Source organism: Roseibium aquae (assembly GCF_008711285.1).
Lineage (GTDB): Bacteria > Pseudomonadota > Alphaproteobacteria > Rhizobiales > Stappiaceae > Roseibium > Roseibium aquae.
The window spans coordinates 1-16,417 of record NZ_VXDC01000008.1 but is presented as its reverse complement, the minus strand read 5'-3'; the positions used below and the strand labels follow the sequence as shown (position 1 = coordinate 16,417).

The window sequence follows — 16,417 nt, the reverse complement described above, 5'->3', positions numbered from 1 at the left end:
CCGCCGCTTCGCTCAAACAGGTGCGCTGGCGCCGGAGAAAACGCCAATCAAGCCTTTTCACGGGCCCGATAGCAGCCCGCGATGAAATCGTGATCGCCTGTAGACTGGCCGTTTCACGCCAGTTTGGGTCCAAGTCCCAGCACGAGATGGATCACGTCCTCGAGATCTGCGTCGAGATCATCCTCGAGATCCGCGCCGGGCTGGGCTGGCTTTGTCATCCGGTCAACGGTTTCCTGCCAGAGGCTGGACGTGAAAAGGCGGATCCGGGTGTCCATGTGCCGCTCGAAAGGGGTCGCGATGAGGATCTGGCGCAGGCGAAACGCCAGATCCTGGTCGATCCTGTGTTTCGCAGCCCCGCCGGCTGGATCGAGCGACAGGTGAAGGGCGGCCCGGCCAATAGGGGCCAGAAACACCGTCTGCCGATAGGCGGTCAGGAGCCGGAACACGTCGCGCGCCGCGTTGGACCGGTCCGGTGCAGGGATTGCCAGCGCATTCAACGCCGCCTCGACAGCCGCTCTGCCCAGGTCGGATTTGGACGCGTAGCGCCGGTAGATCGCCTGCTTGCTGGTCCCCGCCTCCCTGGCGAGCCGGTCAAGGTTCAGCCTCTCAAGGCCCGCGTGCGCGATCCTGTTCAAGGCAAGTGTGAGCAGCCGGTCCGTGAGCGCGGGATCCTGAGTGCGTCCGGGTTTTCGATTTACGGTCCTCATCAGGACCGTATACCGCACGCAGGCGAATGCGCGAACATGTTTTGCCTTGAAAAAGGCCGACGTGTTGCCGATCAAGAGGCAACTCAAACTAATGAAAGAGGGACTTCATGTCTGTCGATACCGATACGGTGAAGCGCGTGGCGCGCCTTGCCCGGATCAAGATCAATGATGATCAGGCGGCGAAAATGACCGGCGAGCTCAACGAGATCCTGGGTTTTGTCGAGCAGCTCGACGAGGTGGATATCGACGGCATCGAGCCGCTGACATCCGTCGTCGAGCAAACCATGAAGAAACGCCAGGATGGCGTGACCGATGGGGACAAGGCGGACGATGTCACCGCGAATGCACCAGCGTCCGAAGACCATTTTTTCATGGTGCCAAAGGTCGTCGAGTAAATTTTCAGGGACACGCCTGATGACCGGGCCACAACACATAGAGATTGGCATTGAAACCCCGCTCAGCGGGGACATGCGCGCGATGATCGGTGAACTCAGCGAGCTTTTGCTCAGTCTGACGCCTGCCGACGCGTGCCACCACCTTGCCCCGGAAGATATGGCCAATGACCGGACGACCGTGTTCGTGGCGCGGGTGGACGGGGCCGTTGCCGCCTGTGGTGCGCTCTACCGGCACGGTGGCGGTGTTGCGGAAGTCAAGCGCATGTACACCTGCCCGGCGTTTCAGGGCCTTGGTCTGGCGAAGGCGGTCCTTTCCAGAATTATCGAGCTTGCGGAGCAGGAAGGCGCCCAGCGGATCGTCCTGGAAACCGGCCACAACTACGCGGCCGCCCGCAAGCTCTACGAGCAGTTCGGTTTCGAGCCCTGCGGACCTGTCCTCGATTATCCCCCTCATCCCGAATCCGTTTTTTATTCAAAGCAGCTCACGGCTGCATGAGAGAGACTTCATGACCGATCTCACGAAACTCACCATTGCCGAGGCCCGCGAAGGGCTGAAAAGCAAGACCTTCACCTCCCTGGAACTGACCGAGGCCTTTCTGGCCAACATCGAACGGGCCAACGCCGCGCTGAACGCCTATGTTGTGGTGACGGACGACAAGGCCCGCGACATGGCCAAGGCCTCGGACGAGAAGCTCGCGAAAGGCGAGGGCGGGGCGCTGGAAGGGATCCCGCTCGGCATCAAGGACCTGTTCGCCACCAAGGGCATTCACACGCAGGCCTGTTCCCACATCCTGGACGGCTTCCAGCCGCCTTATGAATCCACCGTCACGTCGAACCTGTGGGCGGATGGAGCGGTGATGCTCGGCAAGCTGAACATGGACGAGTTCGCCATGGGCTCGTCGAACGAAACCTCCTACTACGGCAACGTCATCAACCCCTGGCGCAAGAAGGGTTCGAATACCGATCTGGTCCCGGGCGGATCGTCCGGCGGGTCCGCCGCCGCTGTGGCTGGTCGGCTTTGCATGGGCGCGACGGCGACGGACACCGGCGGGTCCATCCGCCAGCCGGCGGCCTTTACCGGAACCGTGGGCATCAAACCCACCTACGGCCGCTGCTCGCGCTGGGGCATTGTCGCCTTTGCGTCCTCGCTCGATCAGGCCGGCCCGATTGCCCACACCGTGCGCGACAGCGCGATCCTGCTGAAATCCATGGCCTCCGTCGACGCCAGGGACACCACCTCGGTCGATATCGCGGTTCCCGATTACGAGGCGGCCATCGGTCAGTCGGTGAAAGGTTTGAAGATCGGTATTCCGAGGGAGTATCAGGTCGACGGGATGCCCGACGAGATCAATGCGCTCTGGCAGCAGGGCATCGACTGGTTGCGGACGGCTGGAGCCGAGATTGTCGAAATCTCCCTGCCGCATACGAAATACGCCCTTCCGGCCTACTATATCGTGGCCCCGGCCGAGGCCTCGTCCAACCTCGCCCGCTATGACGGGGTCCGGTACGGCCTGCGGGTTCCCGGCAAAGATATTGTCGACATGTATGAAAACACCCGCGCGGCCGGGTTCGGAGAGGAAGTGAAACGCCGGATCCTGATCGGCACCTATGTGCTTTCCGCCGGCTATTATGATGCCTACTACCTGAAGGCCCAGAAGGTGCGCACGCTGATCAAGCGCGACTTCGATCTGGCCTGGGCGAACGGGGTCGATGCGATCCTGACACCGGCCACCCCGAACGCGGCTTTCGCGCCGGGCGAGATTACCGATCCGGTCCAGATGTATCTGAATGACATCTTCACGGTGACGGTGAACATGGCTGGATTGCCGGGTATTTCCGTGCCTGCCGGACTGAATTCCGAAGGCCTTCCGCTCGGCCTTCAGCTGATCGGCAAGCCTTTCGACGAAGCGACCCTGTTCAAGGTCGGCCAGGTGATCGAGGACGCCGCCGGGCGGTTTGAACCGGAGCAGTGGTGGGGGTGAGGCCAAAAGGGTCGAGTTGCACAGCCCCGGACTTGATCCGGCGCCTTGTGGGCACCTCGGCCCGTTCTTTCGCCATCCCGGCCCCCGAGCCGGGATCGGGTCTGGCGCTGCGTCCGGAATGACGGCCGAAAGACAGGGCAAGCGGCAAAATGCATGACATTGAAACCATCGTGATTGGCGCCGGTGTCGCCGGTCTTGCCATCGGCCGGGCGCTGGCGATGTCCGGCCGGGAGGTCATGGTTCTTGAGCGCCATGACCTGATCGGGTCTGAGACTTCGAGCCGGAACAGCGAAGTGATCCACGCGGGGATTTATTATCCGGCCGGAAGCTTGAAGGCGCGTTTGTGCGTTGCCGGAAAGCAGGCGCTTTACGCCTATTGCCAGGAGCGCGGCGTGAGCTTCGCGAACACCGGCAAGCTGATTGTCGCGAGTGCCCCGGATCAGCTCGGCAAACTCAAGGGCATTCAGGATCAGGCGGCCGGTAACGGCGTCACGGATCTGGAATTTCTGGACCGTTCGCAAACTCTTGCCATGGAGCCGGAACTGGATGTGGCCGGCGCGCTGTGGTCACCCTCCACGGGCATTGTCGACAGCCACGGGTTCATGCTCGCTCTGGAGGGGGATCTCACAACCCATGGGGGTCAGGTGGTGCTGAACACAGATGTCGCCGGCCTTGCCGCCTGTCCGGAGGGGGGCTACCGGGTGCATCTGGCCGGGCAGGGCGATCAGGGCGCGGCCTCGGTGACCTGCCGGGAACTGGTCATCAGTGCCGGCCATGGGGCGCCGGGTCTTGCCGGCCAAATTGGGGGAACGAACCCGCCAACCGCCTATCTGGCGAAAGGCAGCTACTTCAAGCTGGAGGGCAAGGCGCCGTTCTCCCGCCTCATCTATCCGGTGCCGGAGCCGGGCGGGCTCGGCATTCACCTGACGCTCGATCTTCAAAACCAGGCGAAATTCGGCCCGGACGTTGAGTGGGTCAAAACGGCAGATCTGACGGTGGATCCGGCGCGCGGCGAAAAATTCTACGCGGCCATCCGCGCCTATTGGCCGGGCCTCAAGGACGGTGCCCTGGTTCCCGACTATGCGGGCCTGCGCCCCAAGATCGTACCGGAAGGCGCTGTCGCCGCCGATTTCCGGATCGATGGCCCTGAGGATCACGGCCGTGCCGGCCTGGTTGCGCTCTACGGCATTGAATCCCCGGGCCTTACCGCGGCTCTCGCGATTGGCGATCATGTTCGCGGACTGTTGGGGAAAGCGCTGTAAGGGCATTCCGCAGCGTCCCCTTTTCCGGGATGACGATCTGATGGGTCTTTGGGTGTGGTCTGTTTTTTTGCTGAAGAAGCGGAGGTTTCGGGGTCGCAGCCCGCAATGGCGGCTGGGGGGACTTTGCACTCAGCATGCGGCCCCGGACGAAATCCGGGGCCTGTCCCGTTGGTTTACCGGTTGTCCAGCTGGGAGCGGACGCGCCTTAACCCGAGTGGGGTGATGAGGTAGGGTCCGCTGTTCCTGGACGAAATGAACCGGCGGCGCTTCAGCTTCTTGAAGAGCGGCAGGTCGCATCCCGACCAGTACCATCCGTCGCGGGTTATGGTTTCGATCCGTTCGATTTGGCCGCGGTCGTCCTTTTCGACGCGGATACGGCCGCCTTGAGCCAGCAGGTGCAACACCCGCTGTTCAGCTTTGGAAATGTCCATGGGAAATACTGTTCTTATGCGCGCAAACAGGCGATTGACCGCAGCCTTGCGCATGCGGTCATCGGTTTGAAGCGGAGCCCGGTGTCACTTCACCGGGCTTTATTGGGACTCTTGCGGCCCGTGCATAAAAACTCCGAAAACAGTCAGCCTTTAAGATAAGACCGGATTGGCCCGTTCGCAATGCGCGCGGAGGGGAAGGTCGAATACCTACCGGGCCCGTGGCTTTTTAGCCATGTTCCGCTGGCCAGAATCCGGTCTTTTCATCCCGCTGAACCGCGAAGGTCTCGACGGTCTCCGAACTGCATCGGGCACAGGTCAGTGTCTTGGCGATCTCGCGCACGATTTCGTCCGGCTTGTAGCGCCGCGAATTCATGTAGCGGAAGCGGCTGCACGCCCGGCACAGCAGACCAAGCCGCCCGCCGCTTGCCTCCAAACCGCCAATCGTCTGTGTTTTTTCCATAGGGCTTATGTAGCGCGCTTTTGGCGAAAATCGCAAAAGTCCGAGCAGGACCGGAGCGGAATTGCCGCAGATCCAAAAATGGGGCTCGCACTCAGCCGCGTTCGTTGCTAAGCACAGCCCATGTTTGGATTGTCTGACACATGGGTGGATCTGCTCACCCTTTCCGGCCTGTTGAATCCGCTCGCGATCCTGATCGGCCTCGCTCTCGGCTGGAAGGCGGACCAGGCCGCCAAAATCTGGATCGCCGGGTTTGCCGCCGCGGCTCTCTCGCTCATGGCCGAAACCGCCTGGAGCTTTACCGGCTTGCCGCAGCCAATCGATCAGGATGCGGGTGCGCTTGCCATGTTCCCGTTCCGCTTTGCCAGCGGCGCGGTTGTTTGCGCGATTGTGATGCTGATGCGCCGCCGCATGGCTTAGTGAATGAGGCGCTTTCGAAACGCCCAAAACGCGCGCTGCAATGCAGGTTCGATCCGGTCTGGCTGGTGCGCGCAATCCGCCGCGCTGCTCCTCAGGCATGGAGCATTTCCTGAGATGATCGGACCGGGCCGCGATCGAACCAACCCGGAAAATATGATCTAACAGTCCGAAATAGAAAGAAGTCCTTTCCCGGTCAGATCGGAGCGTGCCGCTTCAACCTCATAGGGAATTGTTCTAGCCGCTCTTTTGCACCTGAATGTCGTCCAGCCAGCTTTGGAACAGGTCGGCGTTCGGGCAGCTTGGCATTGGCTTGTCGGCACCCTCGTCATGCGTGGAAAGCCAGTCCTTGCACTCGTCGGAACAAGAACATTGCAGGCAGCGCTGCGAGGCGGCCCGCAGTTCCATCCCGGTGCTCAGATAGCTCGGAATGTGATCGGTCGCACCGATGGTTTTCAGCATCCGGCCCATCAGTTCGGCGCGTTCATTCATTCTGTCCATCCAGCGCATTGGCCATGTCTCCGTGTCGCTGAGGGCGATCCTCACGCGCGAGGCAAGCGCCCCGCCTGGGGTGGATCCATCGGCAAGGCCAATATGATCCCCTGTTCATGCCGGACCTTGCGCCCGCAAGCTCTTTCGCGCCTTGATCCTCATCAATCGGCGTTTCTTCAAACCCGTCGCTTGTGGATGGCGTCTTAACCGGTTGACCGGTAGGCTGGAGATCGACCGGCCGGACCGGTTTTGGACAGGCCCTGGAGGCAGGCTCATGGTCACATCGATCCCCGCGGTGCAGACCTCGCCGCAATCGGCGGACACCACGGCTCCATTTCCGCTCAAGCCGGGGATGGAAATGCCCGCGCGCGTCGAACAGGTGTCGGGAAACAATGTTCTCCGGCTTTCGACCCCGGCTGGTGACGTTGAGGTGCGCGCAAGCGCGCCGCTGGAGCCGGGTACGCGCATTGTCGTCAAGGTCACCGGGGAGGCCGCCCGCCCGCAAATCCAGCTTGTTCCCGTCCGATCAGACGCGCAACCGGCTGCTCCACACCCCGCCGGCGCTGTGCCTTCCCAAACCGGTCAGACGCCCCCGTTTGGTCCCGCCGTACCGGCCGGTGGCGTGCAAACAGCGGGAACGGCGGCCGCGGGAAACAGCCAGGTTCCCCTGCCACGCCTTCCGGCCGCGCAAAGTGTCCAGGTCGCGCAGTTGATTTCGCAGCCGGATGCGCAAAGTCCCTTGCAAACCCGTGTTTCGCCACCGGGTCCGGTGACAGGCCCGGTTGGAAGTCCGGTAGCCGGCCCGGTTGCAAGTCCGGCCGGAGGTTCCGGGGCCGCGGTTCAAACATTGGCCGGCGGCGGCGAACAGCCGCTTCCGGCAGTCGGCGCAAGAGGACAGGCACCATCTCAGCCCGGATCAGCGGGGCAAGCCGGATCAGCGCCGCCGGCTGCACCGGCTGTGGTGGCAACCGGTCCGGCCCCGGGCGGTGGAGCTGCCCCGCAAAGCCTCCCGTCCGCACCCGGAGTGCCCTCCATTCCGGCGTCCGTTTCCGGTTCTGGCGCGCCCGCCTCAACCCAAGGTGATGCTGGTGTTCCCGGCGCAAGCCTGCGGGCGCCGGGGCCGGGCGTAGCAGCCGGGGCTGGGCCTTTGCCGTCGGCCGCTGTCGTATCGGCCTCCGCCATCCAAGCGGGAGTGTCCCAAGCCCAGGGGGGCGTGCAAGCCGGTATTTCCGGAGGGCAGGCGGAGCTAGGTCCTCGCCCACAGGGAGGGACCGGATCCGCAACGGCCGGGCCGCTTCCGCAACCGGTTGCCGGCCGGCCGGGACCATCTGCCCCCGTGCTCCCTTCATCACCGGCCAACCCGTCCGGGCAAACACAGGCCGGATCAGTCCAGACCGGTCCCGCCAATGCGTCCGCGTCCTCTCCGCCTGCGGCCACGATCCCGCGCGGACCTGCGCCCTCTCCAGCTTCCGGGATCCCCACGCCCCAAATCGCGGCTTCTCCGGTGCTTCCGGCCCAAGGTGGCGGGGGTGCAGCCGCGCCCATGCCAGCGAACGTCTCCCCATCTTCGCCCCCGGTCGCGACAACCTCCGCGACCAGTTCCGGGATCACGTCCGGGCCGTCCGGGCTGGCCCCTGCCGCCGGAGCCGGTGCTTCGCCGCCATCAGCCGGCGCCACGGCCATGCCTCCTGCAACCGCAAGACCGGCTGTCGCACCCGGGGCGGCAGCCAGTGTCCGGCTTCAGCCAGTGTCCGCTACATCACCGGTCCAGAGCGCAGCCACGCCTCAGAGCGGGGTGCTGAAATCTCCGCCGCCACCCCTGTCCGCGTCCCAATTGGCGGCAGCCGAAACGGTCAGGCCAAGACTGGCCGATCAGCAGATCAGCTATGCGGGCGTCTTTTCGCAACTGACGGCACTCAACAACCGCTCGGCGCTGGGCATGTCGAAGGTGCCCGAGCCGGTGCAAAGAATTGTTCAGCAGCTTCTCGGGCTTCAGGTTTCCTCCGATGGTGACGTGACCGGCGAAACCATTCAAAAGGCCGTGCAGCAGTCGGGTGTTTTTCGCGAAACGCAGGTGAAACGGCTGACACAAAACCTCGCGAAAGGGGGCGCGCAATCCCTGCCGCCCGGCGGAGGGGCGCAAGCGGGACAGCCGCTCCCTCAGGGGCTCGGGGATCTCAAGTCCCTGCTGATCCAGTTGAAGGGCCTGTTGCGCGAGATGGGCGTGGAACCGTCTGCCCACAAGCCCCTGACCCAGCCGCCCTTGCCGAGCACGGCGGGGTTCCCAAAAGGGCAACGGCCCGCGCTGAACACGGCGGCGGCGGCCGATCTGGATGAGCCGGAAATGCTCTCGCGGCTATTGAAGGACACGGACAGCGCGTTGGCGCGCCTGCGCCTTACCCAGATGGCAAGCCGGGGCATGATGGCGGACGAGAGTGTGACCTCTGGGGCGTCAAAGCCCATGGATGTCGTCTTGGAACTGCCGATCACGCTTGGACAGGAAAACGGTGTGTTGCAAATGCAGGTGGGCCGTGATCGCGACCCAAACAGCAGTAAGGGCGAGGGGGAGGGCGCGTGGCGGCTCCGGTTTGGCCTCGATCTGGCCGCGACCGGAGCGGTTGAGGCGGCCGTCAGTCTGCGCGGGGGGAGCACATTTGTCAGCCTCTGGCTGGACCGGGCGGAGACCTATGCAAGCCTGGCCGGACAGCGGGAGACGCTGGAAGCGGCCTTCGCCGATGCTGGCCTTGATTTGCAGGAACTCCGGTTGTTGCGTGGTCTGCCGCAAAAGACCCGCGCCGACTATGGTCCTCAGGTGGATCGCCGCTCATGACCCGGGCTCCGAAGAAGCCGCCCAAAAGAGCGGTCGCCCTCCAATATGACAGCGTGGGCGCACCCAGGGTGACGGCAAAGGGGGCCGGTTCGGTTGCGCAGCGGATCGAGGAGGTGGCGCGAGAGGCGGGGGTGCCGATCGAACACAATCCCATGATGGCCGAGGCGCTGTCCCAGATCGAAATCGACGAAGAAATTCCGACCGAGCTCTATCAGGCCGTCGCTGTGCTGATCGGGTTCATTCTGCGCACCGGAAAGGCCCAGCATCCCCCGGAAAACCCCCGTGACGCAGATTAGGTGTATTTGACAAAGAACCAGGCAGCTCCGCCGGCCAGGGCCACGGCGAAGAGGGGCCACAGCAAAATGATCAGGTCATTCACGGTCATAATGACAAACGCTCCATCACCAGTCTTGCGCCATAATGTAAGCCGAAACTTGCAAAAATCAAAATCAGGCTGCCGGTGAGGACCCGCCACGTTGCCGGGGTGGCCGCGCCGTCCAGGGCATAAAATGCATTGAGGCCCGGCACAATTACACCTGTCACCATAATCCCTGCGGCCATGATGTTGAGCCAGCTGGCCGTCAGTTTGATTTTCTCTTTTTCTGCTTCGCCCATGTGCAGGTGTTCAACCAGTTTGATGTATTCTCCTTGGATTCCTCTATAGCGTGTTAAGACGTTCATCAACTCAGCATCTTGCCCGTGTGGGCAAAAAGCGAGGTGGTGTAACGAAACTCTTGCGGGCGCGGGCATTCCCGACTAGGCATCACACCCAGTGAATTATGCCGCCCCGGCCCCTTCCTCCAAGCGGTTTTCCGCCGGTGCGGTTTGCAAGCACACAGGACAGAAGACGAAAATGACGATTGTCGAGGCCCGCACACCCGATCCCAAGAAATTCATCAAGGGCGCGACCGGCGACTGGGAAATCGTGATTGGGATGGAGGTCCATGCCCAGGTGACGTCCGAGGCCAAACTGTTTTCCGGCGCATCGACCCAGTTCGGAAAGGATCCGAATGCGAATGTGTCGCTGGTTGACGCGGCCATGCCCGGCATGCTGCCGGTGATCAACGAGGAGTGCGTGCGCCAGGCGATCCGCACCGGCCTCGGCCTGAAGGCACAGATCAATCTGAAGAGCGTGTTCGACCGCAAGAACTACTTTTACCCGGATCTGCCGCAGGGCTATCAGATCTCCCAGTTCAAGCAGCCGATTGTCGGCGAAGGCAAGATCCTTTTGGAAATGCCGGAGGAGAAAGTTGAAGTCGGGGTCGAGCGCCTGCATCTGGAACAGGACGCGGGCAAATCGCTGCACGATCAGCACCCGACGATGTCGTTCGTGGATCTCAACCGCTCGGGCGTTGCGCTGATGGAAATCGTGTCCAAGCCGGATCTGCGCTCCGCTGACGAGGCCAAGGCGTATCTCACCAAGCTGCGCACGATCCTGCGCTATCTCGGCACGTGTGACGGCAACATGGATCAGGGCTCAATGCGCGCGGACGTGAACGTGTCCGTGCGCCGTCCGGGAGAGGGCTTCGGCACGCGCTGCGAGATCAAGAACGTGAACTCCATCCGCTTTGTCGGTCAGGCCATCGAGTATGAAGCGCGCCGCCAGGTGGCGATCCTCGAAGATGGTGGCTCCATCGATCAGGAAACCCGTTTGTTCGACGCCGTGAAAGGCGAAACGCGGTCCATGCGGTCCAAGGAAGAAGCGCACGACTACCGCTATTTCCCGGACCCGGACCTGCTGCCGCTGGAATTCACCCAAGGCTATGTCGACGAACTGGCCGCGCATCTGCCCGAACTGCCCGACGACAAGAAGGCCCGTTTTATCACCGACTATGGGCTGACGGACTATGACGCGGACGTTCTGGTCGCCGAACGTGAGTCGGCCGACTTCTTCGAGAATGTTGCCAAGGGCCGCGATGCCAAGCTGGCCGCCAACTGGGTCATCAACGAGCTGTTCGGCCGCCTCAACAAGGAAGGCCTGACGCTGGAGACCAGCCCGGTCTCCGCCGCCCAGCTCGGCGGCATCATCGACCTCATCAAGTCCGACACCATCTCCGGCAAGATCGCCAAGGACCTTTTCGAGATCGTCTGGACCGAGGGCGGGGACCCGGCGCAGATCGTCGAAGATCGCGGCATGAAACAGGTCACGGATCTGGGGGCGATTGAAGCGATTGTCGATGACATCATCGCTGCCAACCCGGAAAAGGTGGAGCAGGCCAAGACCAAGCCCGGCCTTCTCGGCTGGTTCGTCGGCCAGGTGATGAAGCAGTCCCAGGGCAAGGCGAACCCGCAGGCCGTCAACGATCTGTTGAAGCAAAAGATCGGGTTGGAGTGACGCTTACACGCTGGTCAGGATTGGGGCGTTCGGTGAAAATCGGACGCCTTTTTTCGGTCAGGCGGCCCATCCTTTGAAACCCGTTTGTTCCGTTCCATAGGCTAAGGCGCGCTATGTCTTCCCACATCACGATCACCAAGGCCGCGTCTCACCATCTCGAGGCCCTCGTGGCGATCATCAATGCCGGCGCGACGGCGGTGCGGACGGACAAAGAGTTTGCCAACTGGCGGGATTATAAACCAGCCTTTGACGCCATGCTGGCGGCGCCGGAAATGGATATCTATGTGGCTCTCGACGAGACCGGCGCCGTGGTCGGCACCTATCAGATCCATTTTCTGAAAGGACTGGCGTTTCGGGGCCGCCCAAGGGTTGAACTGGAGAGCGTGCATGTGCGCGGTGATCAGCAGGGCAAGGGCGTCGGCCGGCTGATGATGGAGCATGCCGAAGAATTGGCCCGGGCGGCCAATGCCTGTCTTGTCCAGCTGACGTCCAACAAGGAACGCCAAGGCTCCCATGTCTTCTATCAGCGTCTCGGGTATGACCAAAGCCATCTGGGCTACAAGAAGATGCTGATGTGAGTGGCCTTCAAAGGTGTGCGGAGTGGTGCCGAGATGGACTTTCTGGAACTGGACGGCCTTTCTCCGGTGAATTGCAAGTCTTGCGAAAGATAATTAGCGTCAAGCCAATCATATCACTCGCAGGAGCCCCCCATGTCTGTTGTCCAGGAAAAGCCCATCGCCCTTTATTTCTGGCCGACGCCCAATGGCTGGAAGATCTCCGTCATGCTGGAAGAACTCGGCATCCCCTATGAGGTGACTTTCATCGATATCGGCAAAGGCGATCAGTTCGATCCGGAGTTCTTGAAAATCTCGCCCAACAATCGCATGCCCGCGATCATCGATCCGGAGGGGCCGGGCGGCGAGCCGATTACCGTGTTCGAGTCCGGCGCGATCCTGCAATATCTCGGTCGGAAATTCGGCCGTTTCTATCCGAGGGATGAGCGCGCCCGGGTGGAAACTGAAGAGTGGCTGATGTGGCAAATGGGCGGGTTTGGCCCGATGCTGGGACAAAATCACCACTTCCGCCTCTATGCCCCGGAAAAGATCGAATACGCCATGAACCGCTACTTCAACGAGACGCACCGGCTCTACGGCGTTTTAAACCGGCGGCTGGAGGGACGGGACTATGTGGCGGCCGGCGAATACACGATTGCGGATATGGCGATCATTGGCTGGGCGCAGCGCTGGGAACGGCAGGGCATCGACCTCGACGAGTTCCCAAACGTGAAGGCCTGGAAGGCCCGTCTTGATGCACGCCCCGGCGTCCAAAAGGGCCTTGCGCTCGGCCGGAAGGAAGATGAAAAGTTTGCAATGGCGAGCGATAAGGATGCCTAGTCCGTGCTGTGCAACCAAAAATCAACGTAATCGCGTGTGCCCAGCGGCGGCGTTTCACTTCTTGCGCCGCCAGGTCTCTTCTTCGCACACATTAAAGACAACGCGCACGCAGCCGCGCACCTTCATCTGGTTTTGACCTACCGGCGTCATCGTTGCGTTGGCGCTGAAACCGCGGCGCGGGTCGTAGACGCGGGCCCGCCAGCGGGTTTGATCCCGGCGCATGTTCCACACCACGGTGAGATCTTTCAACTTGCGCGATCGTTTGCTGGCATCGCGGTGCCGCTCGTCTCGCTGCGTCTCCACCGTGTTGCCGGGGAGCGGGGGGAAGTCGACAAGCTTGCCGCAGGGCGATGCGCCGCAATTCTGGATCCGGACGGTTGCACCGGCCGGGGTCAGCCAATCGCCCTCAACCGGATCTGCGCGCGCAGGCATCGCAAGGGCAACTGAAAGGCCAAGGCCACAGAGAACACCCCACCCCGGCCGGAAGGCGGGGGCAGGGCGGCGATTTGGCGTATTGCGTGTCATGGGTCACCGTATCAAGGTCACATCGGTGGCGGGGAGCGCCAGTGACCTCACTTTAGGCGGGTGACCTGAACCGCTGATGAACCTGATGTTCAGCCAAGGGCATCGGGTTTTTTGCCGGAAACGTCCATAGCTGACCTAGCGCGTCCGCGTCCAGGTTTCGCCCTTGCGAATGAGACCGCCCATGACGCAGCCTTCCAGCTTGAGCTCGTTTGCCGAGATCATTTGCATGAGACCCGTGTAGGTCTTGCCGTCCTCTGCATTGTAGACTTTGCCCTTCCACTGGCCTGCCTTGCCGGTTGGATTCATGGACTGGACGATCTGGGTCCCAAGGAGCGGCTGGCCGCGTTTGCTGGAATCCGGGTTTTTTGTGTCGTTGCGCGGGTCCTTCAGCCACACAAGCTTGCCGCAGAGGGCGTTTCCGCACGAGGTGATCTGAATTTTCGAGGCGCCGTTCGGGCGCACCCATTCGCCCTTGGCATCCTGCGCAAGGACGGCCGTGCCGGTCAGCGCCAGGAAGCCGGCGCCGGCGAGCGCGGCCAGATGTGTCTTGATCATGTTGTTCCTCCTCCCGTGAAACGGCGATGGTGCCGTTTACGAAAAGGGAATGTATGCGGGGCCGCAGGCCTGTGAAAAGCCGTCTCCCAACGTCACCCTTGCTGTTTTTGATGACTTTCGCCGGTTTTTGCCCGTGCAAGGCGAACCGGAACCGGTGAAGGCTGGCGGGAAAAACGCGGCTGCCGATCGGCAAAATGGTCCGCGTGGTGAACAGAACCTTACCTTAACTTGTTGTTTTCAATTCAAAATGCGCTGAATAGCTTGGCGGAATCGCAACCCTATCGTTAGTGCGGAGTAAATTTTACGAATAGGAAAGTCTTTGTTTGATTTGTGTTAATTGTAGTTTTTAACGGGCCTTTTATGGCCGTCTCCCAAGATCAGTCCCAGGAAACGCAGGGGAAACCGGCAGGGGAGCCGGAACGTGCCGCGTTTCGGGGATGCCGGCAACGGCAGGGAACAAGGGAGACCATCATGGCTCGTTTTGACGTATACTCCGCCGATGTGGCGGTTCTGGGTGGGCAGTCGGCCGGTGCCGATGTCCTGTTTCAGATGGGACTTGACAGCGCCTGCGGGCGCAACGGCGTCACCGATCTCGTCACCGCGCACAAGTGGTTCAATATTGCCGCGTTGAAAGGCAACAGGGACGCGGCGCAGTACCGCAAGGAAATTTCCGTCGAGATGACGGCCGCCGAGGTGGCGGAGGCGCAGCGCGCGGCGCGGGAATGGCTGGCGATGCAGTAATCACCGCCCCCCGCCGCATCGCCGCTGCAGCTGCCACTGCCGCCGTTGGACCGCACGGGGTGTGCGGGAGCGCCGGCAAGAGGTTGGCGCGTGCTGGCAGGCGCAGGCACAAGCGGCCCGGGGATTTTCAGCCGATTTGATCGCGCGGCGCTGACACTGCGCAGGCCCGGCGTCACGGCGCCATCTGATACCGGTCAAGAATGCGCGCATAGGTGCCGTTCGACTTGATGGCCTCCAGCCCCTTGCGGATCCGGTGCAAGAGGTCGGGATCGGAGTCCTTTTGAAGGGCCATGTAAAGATGGCCGCTCAGGGCCTCGATCCGGTGAACCATGGTGAACAGGTCCGTGGTCATGGCTTCCAGTCGCATGTTTTCCAGCAATTGCGCTTCATCAAAGGCGGCCAGATCCAATCGCGCAAGGGCGAGCTTGCGGACGTTCAAAAGGTCCGTCTCGGCGACAACGACGTTCGGAAACCCCTGTCCCATCAGGTATTGATAGGAAACATCGTTGATCGTGACGCCGACGCTGTAGGCTTTCGCGTCCTCAAGCGCGGTCACTGAAACATCGTCGCGCCCGGACAGCTTGAAGAGCGAGGTCCGGTAGGGCGCGATATGTCCAACCCATTTGAAAAGGTGCTCACGTTCGGGGATGCGGGCGATCGAATAGATGAGGGTGTTCTTCTGGGTTTGCGCCAGCAGATAACTGCGCGCCCAGGGATAAAACTCAATCTGCGCCTCGATCCCGGCCGCTTCCAGCGCCGCCTGGACCACCTCGGTTGACAGGCCCTTGGGGATGCCGCCCTCCTCATAGTTGTAGGGGGCGAAGTTTTCGGTGACGACCTTCAAGGCCTGGGCCTGCGCTGGCAGCCCGCTCAAGCAGCACAGCAAGGCAGCAAGCAGAATGCGCATGACCGTGGACCTCCCGCGCCGACCAAGCCTCATTGCCAAGAACCGCCAAGAACCGCCAGGGCGCGGCGGACCCCGGGCGGCTCTCAGGCCATCGGCGAAGCTTACATCACTACGCAATCTCCCGGTAGATCCCTGTTTGCCCGGTGCGCAGGGCTGAACGGACACCGCGCGCTCTCAACCGTGTTGCCCCTGGAGGGGAGGGAGGCTGTTCCGGCGCGCCTTCGCCCCGGTCATGGCCGGCACCGCCGGGCCGCGCCAACATGGGGGCGCTAAGAGGCGCGGCGGGCCGCCATGCGCTGGCGGTTCCGCCGGGCGCGGGCCTGAAAATCTCCACAGGGTCCGAAAAAGCCCTTGATCTGGAAAGAGCGGGCCACTAAACGGGACGGACCGGAGAGGTGGCCGAGTGGTCGAAGGCGCTCCCCTGCTAAGGGAGTAGGCCCGGAAGGGTCTCGAGGGTTCGAATCCCTTCCTCTCCGCCACCCCACATAAAATTTCTCAATAAAAACAGTAACTTAAGACATTTCGGGCTGATTTGTCGCCCACCTACCCGCCAACCGGAGAAGGCGTGGTTTGCTCCCGCGATGCCGCACGGATGCCGCCTTCATTCCCGCGACCACCTTTAGAAACTGGCGCAACTTGCGCCGCTTTCAGGTCTGCCGCCTAGGGGTTTTTTCGCAACTTGCGAAAAAACCCCCTTAACCTCAGTCAACTCCACCCACCGCGCAATCTGTTCGTCGCGCTCCAGCCGTGTTAACTCAGCCCGGTGAAGGTTTGGTCAGCTTTGCGAGAGTACGTGTCTAGTTTATCCACCCTTGCACCGCCCAAAAGCTTAGGTTTTTGCGTGCTTTTATGGTACAATAAGAGCCATAAAATGAAGCAAATACAGAGGCTTAACTATGGAAAAACTCGGTCGTCCAAGGTCACCCAGGACAGAACAAATCCACACAAAGCTGCGGCCGGAAGTCGCCAGCGCAATTTCAGCCGAAG

The 16,417-nt window shown here is 61.9% G+C and carries 20 protein-coding genes and 1 tRNA gene; 13 read left to right on the top strand and 8 right to left on the bottom strand.

Going from position 1 to position 16,417, the window contains the following annotated elements; translation table 11 throughout:
• Nucleotides 1–113 precede the first annotated feature (113 nt).
• Nucleotides 114–707, bottom strand: a complete 594-nt coding sequence (locus F0184_RS13625; protein WP_150496760.1) for a TetR/AcrR family transcriptional regulator — start codon at nucleotides 705–707, stop codon at nucleotides 114–116.
• A 107-nt stretch (nucleotides 708–814) separates the two neighbouring features.
• On the opposite strand from F0184_RS13625, the gene gatC reads away from it, so the two are divergent.
• From gatC to F0184_RS13605, 4 genes are all read left to right on the top strand, one after another.
• Nucleotides 815–1,102 (top strand): Asp-tRNA(Asn)/Glu-tRNA(Gln) amidotransferase subunit GatC, encoded by a 288-nt coding sequence (gatC, locus tag F0184_RS13620; RefSeq protein ID WP_150496759.1) that lies wholly within the window; start codon nucleotides 815–817, stop codon nucleotides 1,100–1,102.
• A gap of 19 nt (nucleotides 1,103–1,121) precedes the next feature.
• Nucleotides 1,122–1,598, top strand: a complete 477-nt coding sequence (locus F0184_RS13615) for a GNAT family N-acetyltransferase (RefSeq protein WP_150496758.1) — start codon at nucleotides 1,122–1,124, stop codon at nucleotides 1,596–1,598.
• A gap of 10 nt (nucleotides 1,599–1,608) precedes the next feature.
• Nucleotides 1,609–3,084, top strand: coding sequence for an Asp-tRNA(Asn)/Glu-tRNA(Gln) amidotransferase subunit GatA (gene gatA / locus F0184_RS13610; protein ID WP_150496757.1), 1,476 nt, complete (start codon nucleotides 1,609–1,611; stop codon nucleotides 3,082–3,084).
• Between the two features lie 149 nt (nucleotides 3,085–3,233).
• Nucleotides 3,234–4,346, top strand: a complete 1,113-nt coding sequence (locus F0184_RS13605) for an NAD(P)/FAD-dependent oxidoreductase (protein WP_150496756.1) — start codon at nucleotides 3,234–3,236, stop codon at nucleotides 4,344–4,346.
• A 173-nt stretch (nucleotides 4,347–4,519) separates the two neighbouring features.
• On the opposite strand, the gene F0184_RS13600 is transcribed toward F0184_RS13605, so the two are convergent.
• On the bottom strand, nucleotides 4,520–4,777 hold the full coding sequence (locus F0184_RS13600; RefSeq protein ID WP_150496755.1) for a YjhX family toxin: 258 nt from the start codon (nucleotides 4,775–4,777) through the stop codon (nucleotides 4,520–4,522).
• A 226-nt stretch (nucleotides 4,778–5,003) separates the two neighbouring features.
• The gene (locus F0184_RS13595; RefSeq protein WP_150496754.1) at nucleotides 5,004–5,237 is read right to left on the bottom strand and encodes a hypothetical protein; all 234 of its coding nucleotides are present in this window, start codon (nucleotides 5,235–5,237) and stop codon (nucleotides 5,004–5,006) included.
• Between the two features lie 120 nt (nucleotides 5,238–5,357).
• On the opposite strand from F0184_RS13595, the gene F0184_RS13590 reads away from it, so the two are divergent.
• Nucleotides 5,358–5,654, top strand: a complete 297-nt coding sequence (locus F0184_RS13590; protein WP_150496753.1) for a phosphatidylglycerophosphatase — start codon at nucleotides 5,358–5,360, stop codon at nucleotides 5,652–5,654.
• 234 nt (nucleotides 5,655–5,888) lie between these two features.
• Here F0184_RS13590 and F0184_RS13585 read toward each other — a convergent pair whose 3' ends face one another.
• Nucleotides 5,889–6,161 carry a DUF6455 family protein gene (locus F0184_RS13585; RefSeq protein WP_150496752.1) on the bottom strand — a complete coding sequence of 91 codons (273 nt, stop codon included), beginning with the start codon at nucleotides 6,159–6,161 and terminating at the stop codon, nucleotides 5,889–5,891.
• 1,663 nt (nucleotides 6,162–7,824) lie between these two features.
• Between F0184_RS13585 and fliK the strand changes: the two genes are divergently transcribed.
• A complete protein-coding gene (fliK, locus tag F0184_RS20570) occupies nucleotides 7,825–8,973 on the top strand; it encodes a flagellar hook-length control protein FliK (RefSeq protein ID WP_172972112.1) in 1,149 nt (382 codons plus the stop codon).
• The gene (locus tag F0184_RS13575) at nucleotides 8,970–9,269 is read left to right on the top strand and encodes an EscU/YscU/HrcU family type III secretion system export apparatus switch protein (protein WP_150496750.1); all 300 of its coding nucleotides are present in this window, start codon (nucleotides 8,970–8,972) and stop codon (nucleotides 9,267–9,269) included. Before fliK ends, F0184_RS13575 begins: the two co-directional genes overlap by 4 nt.
• An 85-nt stretch (nucleotides 9,270–9,354) precedes the next feature.
• Here the strand turns inward: F0184_RS13575 and F0184_RS13570 are convergent, their stop codons facing one another.
• Complete coding sequence (locus tag F0184_RS13570; protein WP_150496749.1) at nucleotides 9,355–9,654, bottom strand: hypothetical protein; 300 nt, start codon at nucleotides 9,652–9,654, stop codon at nucleotides 9,355–9,357.
• Nucleotides 9,655–9,826: 172 nt separating this feature from the next.
• Between F0184_RS13570 and gatB the strand changes: the two genes are divergently transcribed.
• The 3 genes from gatB (at nucleotide 9,827) to F0184_RS13555 (ending at nucleotide 12,702) form a co-directional block, all read left to right on the top strand.
• A complete protein-coding gene (gene gatB, locus F0184_RS13565) occupies nucleotides 9,827–11,308 on the top strand; it encodes an Asp-tRNA(Asn)/Glu-tRNA(Gln) amidotransferase subunit GatB (protein ID WP_150496748.1) in 1,482 nt (493 codons plus the stop codon).
• Nucleotides 11,309–11,421: 113 nt separating this feature from the next.
• Nucleotides 11,422–11,886 carry a GNAT family N-acetyltransferase gene (locus F0184_RS13560; protein WP_150496747.1) on the top strand — a complete coding sequence of 155 codons (465 nt, stop codon included), beginning with the start codon at nucleotides 11,422–11,424 and terminating at the stop codon, nucleotides 11,884–11,886.
• A gap of 132 nt (nucleotides 11,887–12,018) precedes the next feature.
• Nucleotides 12,019–12,702: a glutathione S-transferase N-terminal domain-containing protein gene (locus F0184_RS13555; protein WP_150496746.1), complete on the top strand. Its 684-nt coding sequence runs from the start codon at nucleotides 12,019–12,021 to the stop codon at nucleotides 12,700–12,702.
• A gap of 54 nt (nucleotides 12,703–12,756) precedes the next feature.
• Here F0184_RS13555 and F0184_RS13550 read toward each other — a convergent pair whose 3' ends face one another.
• On the bottom strand, nucleotides 12,757–13,227 hold the full coding sequence (locus F0184_RS13550) for a DUF2147 domain-containing protein (protein ID WP_150496745.1): 471 nt from the start codon (nucleotides 13,225–13,227) through the stop codon (nucleotides 12,757–12,759).
• Between the two features lie 135 nt (nucleotides 13,228–13,362).
• Nucleotides 13,363–13,782: a DUF2147 domain-containing protein gene (locus F0184_RS13545; RefSeq protein WP_150496744.1), complete on the bottom strand. Its 420-nt coding sequence runs from the start codon at nucleotides 13,780–13,782 to the stop codon at nucleotides 13,363–13,365.
• Nucleotides 13,783–13,831: 49 nt separating this feature from the next.
• Here F0184_RS13545 and F0184_RS13540 point away from each other — a divergent pair, with 49 nt between their 5' ends.
• Nucleotides 13,832–14,038 (top strand): hypothetical protein, encoded by a 207-nt coding sequence (locus F0184_RS13540; RefSeq protein ID WP_150496743.1) that lies wholly within the window; start codon nucleotides 13,832–13,834, stop codon nucleotides 14,036–14,038.
• Between the two features lie 215 nt (nucleotides 14,039–14,253).
• Nucleotides 14,254–14,523 (top strand): hypothetical protein, encoded by a 270-nt coding sequence (locus tag F0184_RS13535; RefSeq protein ID WP_172972111.1) that lies wholly within the window; start codon nucleotides 14,254–14,256, stop codon nucleotides 14,521–14,523.
• A 172-nt stretch (nucleotides 14,524–14,695) separates the two neighbouring features.
• Here the strand turns inward: F0184_RS13535 and F0184_RS13530 are convergent, their stop codons facing one another.
• Complete coding sequence (locus F0184_RS13530) at nucleotides 14,696–15,430, bottom strand: substrate-binding periplasmic protein (RefSeq protein ID WP_172972110.1); 735 nt, start codon at nucleotides 15,428–15,430, stop codon at nucleotides 14,696–14,698.
• A gap of 389 nt (nucleotides 15,431–15,819) precedes the next feature.
• On the opposite strand from F0184_RS13530, the gene F0184_RS13525 reads away from it, so the two are divergent.
• Nucleotides 15,820–15,909 (top strand) — tRNA-Ser (locus tag F0184_RS13525).
• Nucleotides 15,910–16,417 lie beyond the last annotated feature (508 nt).

Bases quoted from the DNA above. Each gene is read 5' to 3' on its own strand.
- F0184_RS13625 (WP_150496760.1), bottom strand. From the start codon at position 707: ATGAGGACCGTAAATCGAAAACCCGGACGCACTCAGGATCCCGCGCTC.
- gatC (WP_150496759.1), top strand. From the start codon at position 815: ATGTCTGTCGATACCGATACGGTGAAGCGCGTGGCGCGCCTTGCCCGG.
- F0184_RS13615 (WP_150496758.1), top strand. From the start codon at position 1,122: ATGACCGGGCCACAACACATAGAGATTGGCATTGAAACCCCGCTCAGC.
- gatA (WP_150496757.1), top strand. From the start codon at position 1,609: ATGACCGATCTCACGAAACTCACCATTGCCGAGGCCCGCGAAGGGCTG.
- F0184_RS13605 (WP_150496756.1), top strand. From the start codon at position 3,234: ATGCATGACATTGAAACCATCGTGATTGGCGCCGGTGTCGCCGGTCTT.
- F0184_RS13600 (WP_150496755.1), bottom strand. From the start codon at position 4,777: ATGGACATTTCCAAAGCTGAACAGCGGGTGTTGCACCTGCTGGCTCAA.
- F0184_RS13595 (WP_150496754.1), bottom strand. From the start codon at position 5,237: ATGGAAAAAACACAGACGATTGGCGGTTTGGAGGCAAGCGGCGGGCGG.
- F0184_RS13590 (WP_150496753.1), top strand. From the start codon at position 5,358: ATGTTTGGATTGTCTGACACATGGGTGGATCTGCTCACCCTTTCCGGC.
- F0184_RS13585 (WP_150496752.1), bottom strand. From the start codon at position 6,161: ATGCGCTGGATGGACAGAATGAATGAACGCGCCGAACTGATGGGCCGG.
- fliK (WP_172972112.1), top strand. From the start codon at position 7,825: ATGCCTCCTGCAACCGCAAGACCGGCTGTCGCACCCGGGGCGGCAGCC.
- F0184_RS13575 (WP_150496750.1), top strand. From the start codon at position 8,970: ATGACCCGGGCTCCGAAGAAGCCGCCCAAAAGAGCGGTCGCCCTCCAA.
- F0184_RS13570 (WP_150496749.1), bottom strand. From the start codon at position 9,654: ATGAACGTCTTAACACGCTATAGAGGAATCCAAGGAGAATACATCAAA.
- gatB (WP_150496748.1), top strand. From the start codon at position 9,827: ATGACGATTGTCGAGGCCCGCACACCCGATCCCAAGAAATTCATCAAG.
- F0184_RS13560 (WP_150496747.1), top strand. From the start codon at position 11,422: ATGTCTTCCCACATCACGATCACCAAGGCCGCGTCTCACCATCTCGAG.
- F0184_RS13555 (WP_150496746.1), top strand. From the start codon at position 12,019: ATGTCTGTTGTCCAGGAAAAGCCCATCGCCCTTTATTTCTGGCCGACG.
- F0184_RS13550 (WP_150496745.1), bottom strand. From the start codon at position 13,227: ATGACACGCAATACGCCAAATCGCCGCCCTGCCCCCGCCTTCCGGCCG.
- F0184_RS13545 (WP_150496744.1), bottom strand. From the start codon at position 13,782: ATGATCAAGACACATCTGGCCGCGCTCGCCGGCGCCGGCTTCCTGGCG.
- F0184_RS13540 (WP_150496743.1), top strand. From the start codon at position 13,832: ATGTATGCGGGGCCGCAGGCCTGTGAAAAGCCGTCTCCCAACGTCACC.
- F0184_RS13535 (WP_172972111.1), top strand. From the start codon at position 14,254: ATGGCTCGTTTTGACGTATACTCCGCCGATGTGGCGGTTCTGGGTGGG.
- F0184_RS13530 (WP_172972110.1), bottom strand. From the start codon at position 15,430: ATGCGCATTCTGCTTGCTGCCTTGCTGTGCTGCTTGAGCGGGCTGCCA.